Annotated in this window: 16 protein-coding genes; 8 read left to right on the plus strand and 8 right to left on the minus strand. The window is 68.1% G+C overall.

Annotated features, from left to right (window positions below; all coding sequences use genetic code 11):
* Positions 1–72 precede the first annotated feature (72 nt).
* Both ACFWQC_RS20635 and ACFWQC_RS20640 read left to right on the plus strand, forming a co-directional pair.
* Positions 73–1086: a methionine ABC transporter ATP-binding protein gene (locus ACFWQC_RS20635; protein ID WP_378682151.1), complete on the plus strand. Its 1014-nt coding sequence runs from the start codon at positions 73–75 to the stop codon at positions 1084–1086.
* Positions 1086–1778, plus strand: a complete 693-nt coding sequence (locus tag ACFWQC_RS20640; RefSeq protein WP_378682154.1) for a methionine ABC transporter permease — start codon at positions 1086–1088, stop codon at positions 1776–1778. Before ACFWQC_RS20635 ends, ACFWQC_RS20640 begins: the two co-directional genes overlap by 1 nt.
* A 16-nt stretch (positions 1779–1794) precedes the next feature.
* Here ACFWQC_RS20640 and ACFWQC_RS20645 read toward each other — a convergent pair whose 3' ends face one another.
* The 5 genes from ACFWQC_RS20645 to ACFWQC_RS20665 form a co-directional block, all read right to left on the minus strand.
* Entirely contained in the window at positions 1795–2586 is a 792-nt protein-coding gene (locus tag ACFWQC_RS20645) for a class I SAM-dependent methyltransferase (protein WP_378682157.1), read from the minus strand.
* Positions 2587–2633: 47 nt separating this feature from the next.
* Positions 2634–2933: a hypothetical protein gene (locus ACFWQC_RS20650; protein ID WP_378682160.1), complete on the minus strand. Its 300-nt coding sequence runs from the start codon at positions 2931–2933 to the stop codon at positions 2634–2636.
* Between the two features lie 89 nt (positions 2934–3022).
* The gene (locus ACFWQC_RS20655; RefSeq protein WP_378682163.1) at positions 3023–3799 is read right to left on the minus strand and encodes an SDR family oxidoreductase; all 777 of its coding nucleotides are present in this window, start codon (positions 3797–3799) and stop codon (positions 3023–3025) included.
* Between the two features lie 7 nt (positions 3800–3806).
* Positions 3807–4304 (minus strand): DUF4919 domain-containing protein, encoded by a 498-nt coding sequence (locus tag ACFWQC_RS20660; protein WP_378682166.1) that lies wholly within the window; start codon positions 4302–4304, stop codon positions 3807–3809.
* A 118-nt stretch (positions 4305–4422) separates the two neighbouring features.
* Positions 4423–5445 carry an LLM class flavin-dependent oxidoreductase gene (locus ACFWQC_RS20665; RefSeq protein WP_378682169.1) on the minus strand — a complete coding sequence of 341 codons (1023 nt, stop codon included), beginning with the start codon at positions 5443–5445 and terminating at the stop codon, positions 4423–4425.
* Between the two features lie 745 nt (positions 5446–6190).
* On the opposite strand from ACFWQC_RS20665, the gene ACFWQC_RS20670 reads away from it, so the two are divergent.
* Complete coding sequence (locus ACFWQC_RS20670; protein ID WP_378682172.1) at positions 6191–6901, plus strand: alpha/beta fold hydrolase; 711 nt, start codon at positions 6191–6193, stop codon at positions 6899–6901.
* Positions 6902–6926: 25 nt separating this feature from the next.
* Positions 6927–7823, plus strand: coding sequence for a transglycosylase SLT domain-containing protein (locus ACFWQC_RS20675; RefSeq protein WP_378682175.1), 897 nt, complete (start codon positions 6927–6929; stop codon positions 7821–7823).
* Here ACFWQC_RS20675 and ACFWQC_RS20680 read toward each other — a convergent pair.
* The 3 genes from ACFWQC_RS20680 to ACFWQC_RS20690 all read right to left on the minus strand — a co-directional run bounded on the left by ACFWQC_RS20680 (position 7787) and on the right by ACFWQC_RS20690 (position 9571).
* Complete coding sequence (locus ACFWQC_RS20680) at positions 7787–7912, minus strand: hypothetical protein (protein ID WP_378682178.1); 126 nt, start codon at positions 7910–7912, stop codon at positions 7787–7789. The genes ACFWQC_RS20675 and ACFWQC_RS20680 overlap by 37 nt on opposite strands.
* A gap of 69 nt (positions 7913–7981) precedes the next feature.
* Positions 7982–8485, minus strand: a complete 504-nt coding sequence (locus tag ACFWQC_RS20685) for a GNAT family protein (protein WP_355019969.1) — start codon at positions 8483–8485, stop codon at positions 7982–7984.
* 57 nt (positions 8486–8542) lie between these two features.
* Positions 8543–9571, minus strand: a complete 1029-nt coding sequence (locus tag ACFWQC_RS20690) for a zinc-dependent alcohol dehydrogenase family protein (RefSeq protein WP_378682181.1) — start codon at positions 9569–9571, stop codon at positions 8543–8545.
* 137 nt (positions 9572–9708) lie between these two features.
* Between ACFWQC_RS20690 and ACFWQC_RS20695 the strand changes: the two genes are divergently transcribed.
* The 4 genes from ACFWQC_RS20695 (at position 9709) to ACFWQC_RS20710 (ending at position 14372) form a co-directional block, all read left to right on the plus strand.
* Positions 9709–11235, plus strand: coding sequence for a UDP-N-acetylglucosamine 1-carboxyvinyltransferase (locus tag ACFWQC_RS20695; protein ID WP_378682183.1), 1527 nt, complete (start codon positions 9709–9711; stop codon positions 11233–11235).
* Positions 11236–11398: 163 nt separating this feature from the next.
* On the plus strand, positions 11399–12316 hold the full coding sequence (locus ACFWQC_RS20700; protein WP_378682186.1) for a glycerophosphodiester phosphodiesterase: 918 nt from the start codon (positions 11399–11401) through the stop codon (positions 12314–12316).
* Positions 12313–13665, plus strand: a complete 1353-nt coding sequence (locus ACFWQC_RS20705; protein WP_378682188.1) for an MFS transporter — start codon at positions 12313–12315, stop codon at positions 13663–13665. Before ACFWQC_RS20700 ends, ACFWQC_RS20705 begins: the two co-directional genes overlap by 4 nt.
* Positions 13666–13985: 320 nt before the next feature.
* Positions 13986–14372: an RNA polymerase-binding protein RbpA gene (locus ACFWQC_RS20710; RefSeq protein WP_008359714.1), complete on the plus strand. Its 387-nt coding sequence runs from the start codon at positions 13986–13988 to the stop codon at positions 14370–14372.
* The last annotated feature ends 47 nt before the right edge of the window (positions 14373–14419 follow it).

Genomic DNA, 14419 nt, shown 5'->3' on the forward strand with positions numbered 1-14419 from the left:
GTCGCTCTATGACACCGAGAAGCAGTTTGAGGTGCGAATGTTACGCACTCGGCCAGCGTTGCGCAGCCGCTGGTGCGGCTCCGCAACGTCACCAAGACCTACCCGGCAGCGAAGGGCCGCAACGAGGTCCACGCCGTGGTCGATGTCGACCTCGACATCGCCGCCGGTGACGTACAGGCGATCGTCGGCTACTCCGGGGCCGGCAAGTCCACCCTGGTCCGGCTGCTCAACGGCCTCGAGCCGGCCACCTCGGGCTCCATCCAGGTCGGCGGCACCGAGCTGGTCGGCCTGCACGAGCGCCAGCTGCGGCCGATCCGCCTCGGCATCGGGATGATCTTCCAGCAGTTCAACCTCTTCGAGTCGCGTACGGTCTGGGGCAACCTGGCCTACCCGCTGCAGATCGCCGGCGTCGACAAGGCCGAGCAGCAGCGCCGGATCTCCGAGCTGCTCCACTTCGTCGGGCTCCCAGACAAGGCCCACACCTACCCGCGCAACCTCTCGGGCGGGCAGAAGCAGCGCGTCGGCATCGCCCGCGCGCTCACCACCAACCCCTCCCTGCTGCTCGCCGACGAGGCCACCAGCGCGCTCGACCCGGAGACCACCCACGAGGTGCTGCGGCTCCTGAAAAAGGTCAACGAGGAGTTCGGCACCACGATCGTGGCGATCACCCACGAGATGGAGGTCGTCCGCGAGCTCGCCGACCACGTCGCCGTCATGGAGAACGGACGCATCGTGGAGTCCGGTGCCGTCTACGACGTCTTCTCGGCACCTCAGCAGCCAGTCACCCGGCGCTTCGTCGGCACCGTCGTCGACGACGAGCCCGCCCCCGACGCGCTGGCGGCACTGCGGTCGCGCCATCCCGGCCGGTTCGTGAAGGTCGAGCTGCGCGAGGGCGGGCCCCGCCAGACCGACATCTTCGCGGTCCTCCACGAGCGCGGGATCGCCTTCGAGCTCGTCTTCGGCGGCATCGAGGAGATCCAGGGCGCCACCTTCGGCAACCTGACGCTCGCCCTCGACGGCCCTGCGACCTCGGTCGACGAGGCCGTACGCGAGCTGGCCGCCCTCGTCCCCGCCAAGGAGCTGTGATGCTGACCGCCCTCCCCACCGCTCTCCCCACCGACACCCGCCTCGGCGAGCTGTGGCCGGACATCTGGCAGGCCACCGGCGAGACGCTGCTCATGGTCGCGCTGACGATGCTGATCGGCGGCACCCTGGGGCTGCTGCTCGCGCTCGGCCTCTACCTGACCCGCAAGGGTGGGCTCTACGAGAACGCCGCCGTCTCGGTCACCCTCAACGTACTGGTCAACTTCTTCCGGCCGATCCCGTTCATCATCTTCATCGCCGCCGTCCAGCCGGCCGCGCGGCTGGTCGTCGGCACCGGCATCGGCATGCCGGCGGTCGTGTTCTCGCTGATCCTCGCCGCGATGTTCGGCATCGCCCGGATCATCGAGCAGAACCTCGTGACCGTCCCGCCGGGAGTGATCGAGGCTGCCCGGGCGATGGGCGCGAGCCGTGCCCGGATCGCCGCCACCGTCGTCCTCCCCGAGGCGCTGGCCCCGATCATCCTCGGCTACACCTTCGCCTTCGTGGCAGTCGTCGACATGTCGGCGGTCGCCGGCCTGATCGCGGGTGGCGGTCTGGGCAGCTTCGCCCAGACCTTCGGCTACCGGCAGTACGATCCGACCGTCACCTGGGTCTGCGTGCTCATCCTGGTCGCGCTCGTGCAGGTCATCCAGCTGCTCGGCAACACGCTCTCGGCGCGGATCCTGCGCCGCTGAGGCTCGACTACGCCTCTCAGACGCGAGCCAGGATCTCGCCGTGGAGGACGGAGAACCAACCGTCCTCCGCCTCGGCCCACGACCGCCACCCGTCCGCGACCCGGGCGAGGTCGGCGGTCGTGGCGTCTCCGGAGTCGACGAGCTGACGAGCGACCGCCGAGTCGGTGAACCGGTCGGCCCACAGCCCGCCCCACCAGGCCCGGTCCTCGGGAGCGGAGAAGCACCAGGTGCTCGAGGTCGCCTCGATGTCGTCGAACCCAGCAGCGCGTGCCCAGGAGACCAGCCGCCGGCCCGCGTCAGGCTCGCCGCCGTTGGCCCGCGCGGCATGTCGGTAGAGACGCAGCCACTCGGTCAGCTCGGCCGACTCCGGCCACCAGACGAAGGCCGCGTAGTCGCTGTCGCGCGCCGCGACGATGCCTCCGGGCTTCGTCACCCGTCGCATCTCCCGCAACGCCTGCACCGGGTCCTTCACGTGCTGCAGCACCTGATGGGCGTGAACCACGTCGTACGCATCGTCCTCGATGCTCAGCACGTGCACGTCCTCGACCCGGAAGTCGATGTTCGTGACTCCGCTGGCCTCGACGGACTGCCGGGAGAGCTCCAGCTCTGGCTCTCCGATCTCCGTGGCGGTCACGTGCGCGACCCGGCCGGCGAGATCGAGCGTGATCGTCCCCGGCCCGGCACCCACGTCGAGCAGCCGCTGCTCAGGGCTCAACCGAGGCAGCAGGTACGCTGCGGAGTTCTCCGCCGTACGCCACCGGTGCGAGCGCAGAACCGACTCGTGATGGCCGTGGGTGTAGGTCGACATGCATCGACTCTACGCGTGGAATCCCGATAAATGAGACGGCAATATTGCTATACGGACATCCGCGGAAGTGTCGAGTCGGCGCACCCGAGCCGTCGTCGGGCCCAGAGCATCCCGCCGAGAAGCCCGCCGAGGAGCAGGGTGTTGAGCACGATCACCACGCCGGTCTCGAACGGCGCCGCGCCACCGCCCGGCCGCGCATCCTCGGGCGGCACCTCGTGACGGTCGAAGACGACCTGCCCCGGGTCGGAGGCCCGGGGCTCGTCGGCCCTCGCCACGCTCAGCGCCGCTGAGGCGAGTACGACGGCAACCATCCCGGCGAGCAGAATCCGCAAGGTGCGACTCATCATGTTCTCGAGCGTGCGCGCCGGGGCCGTCAGGAACCCGACGCACACCGTCCTTACCGGCAACAACCCGGTGAACAATCAGGAGGCGTCGATCAGGTCGAGATCAGCCGGTTGAACACCCGGTTCGCCCAGCTCGGGGTGACTCCGGAGAGGCCGAGCAGGACGCGCGCCTTGGTGCCGACGGCGCGGTGGACTCCCCCGAGGAGGCCATGGCCGCTGATCGCGGCGGCATGGACCGACTCCGCGACGTCGTCGGGAGTGAGAGATACCTTGAGCCGCCGCAGCGCCGGGAAGTCATGACCCCACACCATGGAGGTGTCGGCGAAGAGCGGCCACAGGGCCGTCACCGTGATCCCGTCACCGGACCACTCCAGATCGAGAGCCTCGGAGAGGCCGCGTACGGCGAACTTGGTGGCCGAGTAGATCGCCATGCCTGGCTGGCCGTAGATCGCCGAGGCGGAGGCGAGGTTGACGACGTGGGAGCCGGGCCGCAGGAACGGGCGCGCGAGGTGGCAGCCGTTGACCAGGCCCTTGACGTTGACGTCGATGATCGCCTGCTGCCGGTCCAGCGGCAGGTCGGCGAACTTGCCGATCTGGATGATGCCGGCGTTGTTGACGAGTACGTCGAGGCTGCCGCCGCTCACGGCGACGAAGCCGTCCAGGGCGGCCTGCCAGGACCCGGCGTCGCGTACGTCGAGGGTCCCGGTGACCAGCTCCCCGGCGAGCGGCTCGACCTCGGTCGCCAGCGATGCCAGGCCATCGGGGTCGATGTCGTACGCGCCGACCAGCCACCCCTCACGGGCGAAACGGAGCGCGGTCGCCCGGCCGATGCCGGCGGCCGCGCCGGTGATCAGTACGGATCTCGGCACGCCGCGGTCAGGCCCTGACAAAGTCGTTGCTGGTGTCGAAGAACCAGACCGTCGAGTCGGTGCACACGATTCGGTCGAGCTTGCCGACCGCGACCTGTGAACGCGGCGTCTTGCCCGAGGCCAGCACCACGTCGTAGGCGTCGCTGGTCCGCAGCACCGACCACGGCTCGGACTCGGTGCCTTCTCCGGTGCTGATGATGCTGTCGAGTGCTGACTGGGCCAGGATCGACTCGCGTTGGGCCTGCTCGAGGTTGCCGAGGCCGCGCTGGGCGTCGGCTAGGGCGGCGTGGGCCGACGGGCTGAAGATCGCGCCGGGCATGAGCCCGTGGACGGCGGCGATCGCGCCGGCGTAGTCGCCGACCGACATCATCGGGGCGATCATCTCGGTGATCTCGAGATCGGGCCGGAAGTTCGGAGCTTCCAGGATCGCCTCACGTAGAGCTCTCAGCGACTCCGGGCCCGGATCGCGAAGATAGACGTCGAGCAGCTCAGCGTACGTAGCCAACAGGGGTCCCCCTTGAATAACGGTCGCCTGCACGGTAGCCAATGGTGCGGCCACATGGGGCGGTTGACAACGATTATGCGCCCTTTTGTGACTCGGAAGTTGCGCGGCCCGCAGGTTTCTACCGCCAGCCCAGGTCAGGGGCGACGTGGGTCAGGATGCTCTCCAGGGCATGCGTGTTGTAATCGACGCCGAGCTGGTTCGGCACCGTGAGCAGCAGCGTGTCCGCGGCCTGGATCGCCTCGTCCCCGGCGAGCTCCTCGACCAGGACGTCGGGCTCGGCGGCGTACGAACGCCCGAAGATCGCGCGGGTCTGGTCGTCGATGTTGCCGATCTGGTCCTTGGTCTGCCGGTCGAGTCCGAAGTAGCGCCGGTCCTCGTCGTTGACGAGGGCGAAGATGGAGCGCGAGACCGAGACGCGCGGCTCACGCTCGTGGCCGGCCTCCTTCCAGGCTTCGCGGTAGGCCTCGATCTGCTCGCGCTGCTGGACGTGGAACGGCTTCCCGTTCTCGTCGTTCTTCAGCGTCGAGCTCTGCAGGTTCATCCCGAGGCCCGCGGCCCAGCGTGCGGTCGCCAGCGAGCTCGACCCCCACCAGATCCGGTCGCGCAGGGTCTCGGAGTAGGGCTCGACGCGGAGCTTGCCGGGCGGGTTGGGGAACATCGGCCGCGGGTTGGGCTCGGCGAACTTCGCCCCCTCGATGATCTTGAGGTACGTCTCGGTGTGAGCCCTGGCCATGTCAGCCTCGGAGGCGTTCTCGCCAGGGTCGTAGCCGAAGTAGCGCCACCCCTCGATCACCTGCTCGGGCGAGCCGCGGCTGATCCCGAGCTGCAGGCGCTCGCCGGAGATCAGGTCAGCCGCCGCCGAGTCCTCGGCCATGTAGAGCGGGTTCTCGTAGCGCATGTCGATGACACCGGTGCCGATCTCGATCTTCGAGGTGCGGGCGCCGACCGCGGACAGCAGCGGGAAGGGCGAGGCGTACTGGCGGGCGAAGTGATGGACCCGGAAGTACGCACCGTCGACCCCCAGCTCCTCGGCGGCGACCGCGAGCTCGATCCCCTGGATCAGCGCGTCTCGTGCCGACTGCGTCTGCGAGTAGGGCGACGGTGTCCAGTGGCCGAAAGACAAGAATCCGATGTTCTTCACGAGTAGTAGAACTCTCAACCGACCCCCGAGATTCCCTCAGGGCGGCTGCGGGCGCCGACTATGCCGGGTCAGCCAGGGAGGCTGGGACCTTCGCCTCTGGGTGTTCTGCACTCCGGAATCGGCCCCCGAACTGACGCCACCTTGTGGGTTGTGACCTGCAGGTCTGCGTTCTGCTTTCATCCAGTCAACACGCGAGAGCGCGTTCGTGGGCGATGTAAAGCGGACGCCCACACGGCATCAACAGCAGCCCCTTATGAGTTTATCTATCGGTCGACCGAATAATCATATCGGTCGACTGACCAGGGAAAACAACGTCTCGGCGTGTTGTCCGAGCTCTTCCGAAGTCGCGGATTATCGTGTTACATATCAGGCAGCTTCACCGATGCAGTTTCACCGATATAAGGCCAACCAACATTCTCTGGGGGATGAATTAATTATGTGGGACACCGTTGAGGTGCAGAGCTTCACGCTTTCTCACGACATGCCGTGCCGCGACTGCGGTCACGCACGTCACCGCTTCTTGCCGTGTGACTCCGACTGCGACTGCCGCGCCCACGAGGTCGCGGAGCTACTGGAGGTCGCCGGCGTTCGCTGAACGACCTGGTGCGTCAGCTGTCTCGGGCGTCCAGAAACGGTGACCACCGCGTTGCGGTGGTCACCGTTCTTTTGTTCGAAAGCCGGAAACTTCAGAAGCCGGGCTTGGTGGCGGAAGTAGATCGTCCGCAACCACATGGAGGATCGTTACATGGACATCGTTCTCGTACCCGGCCTCTGGCTCGACGCCTCCTCATGGGACCTCGTCGTCCCCCATCTGACCGACGCAGGCCACACCCCGCGGCCGCTCACCCTGCCCGGCCTCGAGTCGGCCGAGACCGACCGATCCGGCGTGCACGTCGCCGACCAGGTCGCCGCTGTGGTGGGCGCCATCGACGAGTCGGCCGGGCAGGTGATCCTCGTCGGCCACTCGATGGGCTGCGCGGTGGCCGGTGCGGCCCTCGATGCTCGCGTCGACAAGGTCGCCGCCGTGGTCTACGTCGGTGGCTGGCCGGCTGAGCCGGGCATGATCCCGGCCAAGAACTTCCCGACCGACGGCGCCGACCTGCCACCGGTGCCGTGGGAGGAGTTCGACGAGGCCGACGTACGCGACCTGGACCGCGCCACCTTCGAGGCGCTGCTGCGGCCCTCCCCCGCCAGCCTGACCTCAGAGCCGTTCGAGCTCGGCGACGAACGTCGCTACTCGGTCCCGGCGGTCTTCGTCTGCCCCGAGTACACCGCGGCCGATCTGAAGGAGTGGGTCGCCGACGGCACCGAGTCGGTCGCCGCCATCCCTAAGCACAAGGATGCGACCTTCGTCGACCTGCCCACGGGGCACTGGCCGCAGCTGACCAAGCCGGCCGAGCTCGCGGCCATCATCGGGCGGAGCATCGGGCGGAGCATCGGCCGCAGCGGTCAATAGTCGGGCCTCGGGTAGCGTCGAGAGCGTGCGTACTCGGCTCGCTGCCCTGACCACCGTCACAGCCCTGGCGCTCGTCGCCGGCTGTGGCGGTGAGCCGTCCTCGGATCCTGCCGGCAGACCGTCGGCGTCGTCACCTGCCGCCCCGTCCTCGCCGCCCGTCTCGTCACCGACGACGGTCCCTCTGGACGATGCGTCGGTGCCACTGGCAGACCGCCTCACGCAGGCGATGGCGACGGTCGCCGCTGGAGAGTCAGGAGCCGAGGACGTACGCGAGGCCGCGCTGTTCGAGCAGACGACCGCCCGTGACCTCGCCCGCGGGTCGAAGGCGAAGGCCGACGACGTGCTGGGCGCGCTCGGCCGCGCCGACCGCGCCCAGCTCGCGGCGGACATCACCGCGACGCGCGAGCTCATGGTGATGACCGATCCCCAGCCCAAGCTCCCGGACTGGAGGATCCAGACGCCGCCGACGCCGGACGAGCTGCGCCCGCTCTACCGCAAGGCGCAGCAGGCGACCGGGACGCCGTGGGTGTACCTCGCCGCCGTCCATCTGGTCGAGACCCGCATGGGCCGCATCCGCGGCACCAGCACCGCGGGAGCCCAGGGCCCGATGCAGTTCCTACCCTCGACCTTCGCCCAGTACGGCGCCGGCGGCGACATCAACGACCCCGCCGACGCGATCATGGCCGCCGGCCGCATGCTCGCCAACAACGGCGCTCCCGGCGACATGGACGGCGCCCTGTGGTCCTACAACCACTCCGACCGGTACGTGGCGGCCGTCAGCGCCTACGCCGAGCAGATGAAGCGGTCCCCCGCTGCGTACGACCTCTACTGGCACTGGCAGGTGCTCTACCGCCACCAGGACGGCACCATGCTCCTCCCCGAGGGTTACCCGAAGCAGAAGCCGGTACGCATCAGCGACTGACCTGCCGAGACGTCACCCCGGTCGGCCGAGACGTCAGGTACGTCGGCCGAGACGTCGCCCCCGTCGGTCGAAGCGTCAGCCTCTGACATCTCGGCCGTCCTAAGTGACGCCTCGGGCGACGCGTGTGACGTCTCGGCCGACGGGGGTGACGCTTCGGCTCAGTAGGGCCGCTCGACGGCGTACTGGACGAGGCTGACGTCCTCGCCGCGGTAGGTGTCGGAGCCGTGGCGGCCGGTCTCGATGAAGCCGGTCGCGTCGAAGAGCTTCTTGGCCCGGGTGTTGGTCTCGTGCGTCTCGGCCCAGATCCGGGTCAGGTCGAGGACGGAGAAGCCGTAGGTGAGCGCGGTCTTGATGGCCCGCTGGCCGAGGCCGTGACCCCACCGTGAGCTGGGGCCGATGGCGATGCCGAGCTCTCGGGTGTCGGGGGCCAGACCGTGGATGTCGGCGTAGCCGACGACCTCCTCGTCGAGCTCCACCGCGAGCCTGATCAGCTCGGGCGGCGGGGCATCGATCAACCGGCGCCAGTGGCGGAGGTGGCCGTCGCGGTCGCGCTCCGGCCAGCCGTTGGCCACCCGGAACTCCTCATCGTGTGCCCAGTCGGCGAAGACGTGTTCGTCACCTGGTGACAGCGGGCGCAGGCGCATGGTGTCGGTGCGGGGCATCAGCCGAGTCTCTCAGATGGGGCGCTCGGCTGATCCCCCGCCCGGGATCTGCGTGGATCAGTAGGTGAGCTGGACCTTGGTCGCAAGCCGCTCGTCCATGAGGCGGTAGCCCTCGGCGGCCTCCGCGAACGGCAGCGCCTTGTCGAAGACCAGACCGGGGTTGATCGTGCCCTCCAGCGTCAGGCGCAGGAGGTCGGGGAGGTAGCGGCGTACCGGGGCCATCCCGCCCTTGAGGCCGACGTTGGTGCGGAAGAGCGCGTTGACCGGAAGGTTGACGTCGTGCGGGACGCCGACGAACCCGACGGTCGCTCCCGGACGGGCCACCTTGGAGGCCGTCTTGAAGGACTGGTCGGTGCCCACGCACTCCAGGACGTAGTCGGCCCCGACGCCGGCGGTGAGCTCGCGTACGGCCGCCTCGCCCTCCTTGCCGCGGGCGGCGACGATGTCGGTGGCGCCGAACTTCTTGGCGATCTCCTGGCGGGCCTCGTGGCGCGACATCGCCACGACTCGCTCGGCGCCGAGCTGAGCGGCGGCCAGCACGCCGCACAGACCGACAGCGCCGTCACCGACCACGACCGCGGTGCCGCCCTTGGCCCCGGAACCGAGTCCCGACATCACCGCGGCGTGCCAGCCGGTGGCCATCACGTCGGTGAGCGCCAGCAGGTCGGGGTACATCGACGGATCCGGCGTCTCGTCGAGCTTGACCAGCGAGCCGTCGGCCTGGTTGACCAGGGCGTACTCGCTCTGGCCGCTGACCGTGAAGCCGAGGTTCTCGCAGACCGACTGGACTCCGGCCAGGCAGTGCGGGCAGGTGTTGTCGCAGTGGTCGAAGGGGACGATCACGAAGTCGCCGGCCTTGAAGTCGCGTACGTCGGCACCGACCTCCTCGATCACGCCGATGCACTCGTGGCCGATGGTGCGGGGCTCGTCGATGTCGCCGTTGGAGCCGCGGTAGTTCCAGAGATCGGAGCCGCAGATGCAGGAACCCACGATTTTGACGATGGCGTCGGTGGGCTTCTGGAGAGCAGGATCGGGTACCTGGGTGAAGCGGATGTCGCCCACCCCATGGATCGTCGTCGCGCGCATGGTGGCATCCTGTCACCCGGCGTACGAGATGTTGCACACGGTCGTCTTGCAGAAGCCAGGCAACAGTGCTGAAACGAAACGCCGACACTTCGCGGGGAATCCAGGCTTATCTCATATATGAGTTACGGTGGTGCACCATGACCGACGGATACAAAGGTCGTATCGGGAATCTGATTCGCGATGCGCGCAAGCACAAGGGCCTCACCCAGGCACAGCTCGCCGACCTTCTCAACACCAGTCAGAGCGCGATCAACCGCATCGAGCAGGGGCAGCAGAACCTTTCGCTGGAGATGATCGCCCGGGTGGGTGCCGCTCTGGACTCCTCCCTCGTCGACATCGGCGCCGGCCCCACGCACCTGCGCGTCACCGGCCCCACGACGCTCTCGGGTGAGATCACGGTCAAGACCTCGAAGAACGCCGGGGTCGCCCTCCTGGTCGGCTCGCTCCTCAACCGGGGCCGTACGACGCTGCGCAAGGTCGCACGCATCGAAGAGGTCAACCGGATCATCGAGGTGCTCAACTCGATCGGCGTGCAGACCCGCTGGCTCAACGACGACAACGACCTCGAGATCGTGCCGCCGAAGGAGCTGCGCCTGGACGCCGTGGACGAGGCCGCCGCGCGCCGCACGCGCTCGGTGATCATGTTCCTCGGTCCGCTGCTGCACCGCCTGGACACCTTCGAGCTGCCCTACGCCGGTGGCTGCAACCTCGGCACCCGCACCGTCGAGCCGCACCTGTCGGCCCTGCGTCCCTTCGGCCTCGAGGTCAAGGCCACCGACGGCGCCTACCACGCGAGCGTCAACCGGGAGATCCAGCCGGGCCGCCCGATCGTGCTGACCGAGCGCGGCGACACCGTCACCGAGAACGCTCTGATGGCTGCCGCGCTGCACCCGGGCACCACGGTGATCCGTAACGCGTCCTCCAACTACATGGTCCAGGACCTCTGCTTCTACCTGCAGAAGCTGGGCGTCGAGGTCGAGGGCATCGGCACCACCACGTTGCGCGTCACCGGCCGCGAGGTCATCGACGTCGACGTCGACTACGCGCCGAGCGAGGACCCGATCGAGGCGATGTCGCTGCTGACCGCCGCGATCGTGACCGACTCCGAGATCACCATCAAGCGGGTCCCGATCGAGTTCATGGAGATCGAGCTGGCGACGCTGGAGGAGATGGGCTTCAACTACACCCTCTCCGAGGAGTACCTGGCGCTCAACGGCAAGACCCGCCTGGTCGACATCACCACCAAGCACTCGGTCCTGCACGCGCCGCTGGACAAGATCCACCCGCTCCCCTTCCCGGGCCTCAACATCGACAACCTGCCGTTCTTTGCCGCGATCGCCGCGGTGGCGCAGGGTCAGACGCTGCTGCACGACTGGGTCTACGAGAACCGGGCGATCTACCTGACCGAGCTCAACAAGCTCGGCGGCAACGTCACGCTGATGGACCCGCACCGGGTGATGATCGAGGGGCCGACGCACTTCTCCGGCACCGAGATCGTCTGCCCGCCGGCGCTGCGTCCCGCCGTCGTCGTTCTGCTCGCGATGCTCGCCTCGAAGGGCACCTCGGTGCTCCGCTCGACCTACGTCATCGCCCGCGGCTACGAGGACCTCGCCGAGCGGCTCAACCAGCTCGGCGCGAACATCACCGCCTTCCGCGATATCTGAGCCAGGTGCTCGCGTGCGAAGCCGCGAGCACCGTCGGCGAAGAGATCGAGCAGCCCCGCGTCTGCGCTGCGAAGCAAGCAGACGCGACGGGCGTGTCGAGATCTACGCTGTGAGTAGACATGAGTCCCGATGCTCATGTGATCCGGCCCTCACGGGTGGTTAGATGCTCCCCGTGAGGGAGCAGCAACGACGCGTACGCGCCTATGCGCACCGTGGTGGAGCGCTCCATCCCGACCTGGTCGGGATGGAGAACACCATGGAGGCGTTCCGGCATGCGGTGGAGCTCGGCTACACCCATCTCGAGACCGACGTGCACGTCACCCGCGACGGTGTCCTGCTCGCCTTCCACGACGAGGCGCTCGACCGGGTCACCGACGTCAGCGGCCTGATCGCGGAGATGACGTACGCCGAGGTGCAGGCCGCCCGGATCGGCGGTCTGCACGGGGTGCCGACGCTGGCAGCGCTCTTCGAGGCGTTCCCCGAGGTCACCTTCAACATCGACCTCAAGTCAGACGGCTCGGTCGGCGCGGTGGCCGAGCTGCTCGCCGCGACCGACCACGAGGACAAGGTCATCGTCGGCTCGTTCTCGGTCCGGCGGCTGAAGGCGTTCCGCCGGCTGACGGAGGGGCGGGTGCGGACCTCGGCGCATCCACGCGAGGTGCTGGCCTACCTGCTGGCGCCCACCACCGGGATCGCCAAGAGGCTCGTCGGGTCGCGGTTCGACGCCTTCCAGATCCCCCATCACCAGCGCCTTCGGGGGCCGCTGTCGATCCGGGTGGCGTCTCGTGGTCTCGTCCGCCGCGCCCACAAGGCGGGCAAGGAGGTCCATGTCTGGACCGTCGACGACCCGGCGGAGATGGAGCGGTTGCTCAAGCGCGACGTGGACGGGCTGATGACCGATCGCACCGACGTACTGAAAGCGTTCCTGGAGGAACGTGGCCTGTGGGAGGCTGCTACGACCGGAGCGAGGCGGGGCGGCGAGCTTGCTCGTCCGCCCCAGCCGAGCGAGGGAGTGACCGCGCGAAGCGCGGAGCCGTCTCGGGCTGAGCCCAGGGAAAACAACGAGGAGCCCGAGAAGTGACGACACCAGCCGGGATCGGCGACTTCACGCCGGTCGAGCGGGCGCGGGAGCAGAAGGGCTGGTTCTTCACCGACTGGGCCGTCTCCGCCTTCCAGACGACGGTAGCCGGCGTGCTGTTCGCGCCCTACCTGATCGAGATCGCGAAGGCCGCCGCCGTCGACAACCGCATCGACGTGCTCGGGCTCTCGATCGCACCTGGCGCACTGCCGTCGTTCATCATCACGTTCTCGACGATCCTGTCGGCGATCATCTACCCGTTGGTCGGGGCGATCGCGGACCGTACCTCGCGAAAGCCGGACCTGATGGCCGGATTCGCGTGGGCCGGCGCGCTCTGTGCGGCGCTGTTGTTCTTCATGACCGGGGACAACTGGTGGTTCGGCTCGATCATGTTCATCATCGCCAACCTGTGTGCGGGTGCGGCGGTCGTGGTCAGCGACTCGATCCTGCCGCTGATCTCGACCGAGGAGGAGCGCGACCGGGTCTCCTCGATCGGCTGGGCCTACGGGTACGCCGGTGGCGGGCTGCTGCTCGCGGTCAACTTCCTCCTGGTCACCTTCGCCGACCCGCTCGGGCTCGGGACGGCGCTGGCGGTGCGGATCTCGATGCTCTCGGCCGGGCTGTGGTGGGCGGGGTTCATCATCATCCCGTGGCGCCGGATCCGCCGGCGCGAGCCCGCCGACGTCGAGGACGTCTCCGGCGGTGTCGTGGCGCGCTCCTTCGGCCAGCTGTTCGTGACGCTCCGGGAGCTGCCGCAGTATCCGGTCGCGCTGACCTTCCTGCTGGCGTACCTCTTCTTCAACGACGGCATCCAGACGGTGATCAGCTCGGCGTCGATCTACGGGGTCGAGGAGCTCGGGTTCGAGACCGGCACGATGCTCGGCATCTATCTGCTGGTGCAGTTCGTCGCGGTCGGCGGGGCCATCTTCTTCGGCCGGCTGGCCAAGAGCTTCGGCGCCAAGCGGGTGATCCTCGGCGGCTTGGGTGGCTGGATGGTCATCGTCGTCGCGGCCTACTTCGTGCCGGAGCAGACCCTGCTACCGCTTCTGGTCGTCGCGGTCGGGATCGGTCTGGTCATGGGCGGCACCCAGGCGCTGGCCCGCTCCTACTTCTCGCTGTTCATCCCAGCAGGCAAAGAGGCCGAGTACTTCAGCCTCTACCACGCCATGGACCGCGGCACCTCCTGGCTCGGCACCCTGGTCTTCGGACTCGTCTACCAGATCACCGACTCCTACCGGCCGGCGATCCTGGCGCTGATCGCCTTCTTCGTCATCGGGGGCGGGCTGCTCGCGCTGGTGAACACCGCGAAGGGCATCGAGCAGGCGGGCAACCGGGCGCCTGAACGGGTCTGAGGCGACTGAGCGAGTCGAACGGCGAGCTTGCTCGTCCGTTCGCGCCGAGCGAGGGAGCAAGGCACCCGGAGGGCGCCAGTTCCCGGCTAGCGGCTGGCGGGTTCGAGACATCGGCTGCTCAGGACTTTCTCAGAGAGATCCGCAGGTCAGGCGGGGCCTGTGTCGAACAACACGGCGAGAATCTCGACAATTCACGGAATCATCACCTCCTCTGTACCGTTGACGATGTGAAGAGGCCTGACCGGCCTGCGTTATGAGTCCGCAGACCGCCTCGCTCTTCAGCTCATTCAACGGGGGACGATCGACTCAGGAGGTGCTTCATGGCCGAGCGCACGTTGCGCGGCGCCCGACTGGGCGGACAGAGTTTTGAGGACGAACGCGGGATCGAGTTCGCGGGTCGTCAGCAGGTGGCATACCGCTGCCCGCAGGGTCACGACTTCGAGATCACGATGTCGGACGAGGCCGAGGTTCCGGCCATCTGGGAGTGCCCGCGCTGCGGCATGGAAGCTCTCAACCTCTCTGGCGCCAAGCCGGAGGAGAAGGCCGAGAAGCCGGCGCGTACGCACTGGGACATGCTCCTGGAGCGGCGCTCGGAGAAGGAGCTCGAGGACATCCTCAAGGAGCGCCTCGACCTGCTTCGCGGTGGCGAGATCGGCCCGGCTCACCTGCACCGCAAGGGACCGGGGAAGAAGAAGGCCAACGCCTGACTTCTGACACAGCCAGATACGCCGATGGCGGCCCTCCAGTTGGAGGG

Origin of the sequence: Nocardioides sp. NPDC058538 (assembly GCF_042719275.1) — a bacterium.
Taxonomy (GTDB): Bacteria; Actinomycetota; Actinomycetes; order Propionibacteriales; family Nocardioidaceae; genus Nocardioides.

Bases quoted from the DNA above. Each gene is read 5' to 3' on its own strand.
- ACFWQC_RS20680 (WP_378682178.1), bottom strand. From the start codon at position 7,912: ATGTCAGAGGCTGACGCTTCGACCGACGGGGGCGACGTCTCGGCCGAC.
- ACFWQC_RS20640 (WP_378682154.1), top strand. From the start codon at position 1,086: ATGCTGACCGCCCTCCCCACCGCTCTCCCCACCGACACCCGCCTCGGC.
- ACFWQC_RS20695 (WP_378682183.1), top strand. From the start codon at position 9,709: ATGACCGACGGATACAAAGGTCGTATCGGGAATCTGATTCGCGATGCG.
- ACFWQC_RS20685 (WP_355019969.1), bottom strand. From the start codon at position 8,485: ATGCCCCGCACCGACACCATGCGCCTGCGCCCGCTGTCACCAGGTGAC.
- ACFWQC_RS20710 (WP_008359714.1), top strand. From the start codon at position 13,986: ATGGCCGAGCGCACGTTGCGCGGCGCCCGACTGGGCGGACAGAGTTTT.
- ACFWQC_RS20700 (WP_378682186.1), top strand. From the start codon at position 11,399: ATGCTCCCCGTGAGGGAGCAGCAACGACGCGTACGCGCCTATGCGCAC.
- ACFWQC_RS20670 (WP_378682172.1), top strand. From the start codon at position 6,191: ATGGACATCGTTCTCGTACCCGGCCTCTGGCTCGACGCCTCCTCATGG.
- ACFWQC_RS20645 (WP_378682157.1), bottom strand. From the start codon at position 2,586: ATGTCGACCTACACCCACGGCCATCACGAGTCGGTTCTGCGCTCGCAC.
- ACFWQC_RS20690 (WP_378682181.1), bottom strand. From the start codon at position 9,571: ATGCGCGCGACGACGATCCATGGGGTGGGCGACATCCGCTTCACCCAG.
- ACFWQC_RS20650 (WP_378682160.1), bottom strand. From the start codon at position 2,933: ATGATGAGTCGCACCTTGCGGATTCTGCTCGCCGGGATGGTTGCCGTC.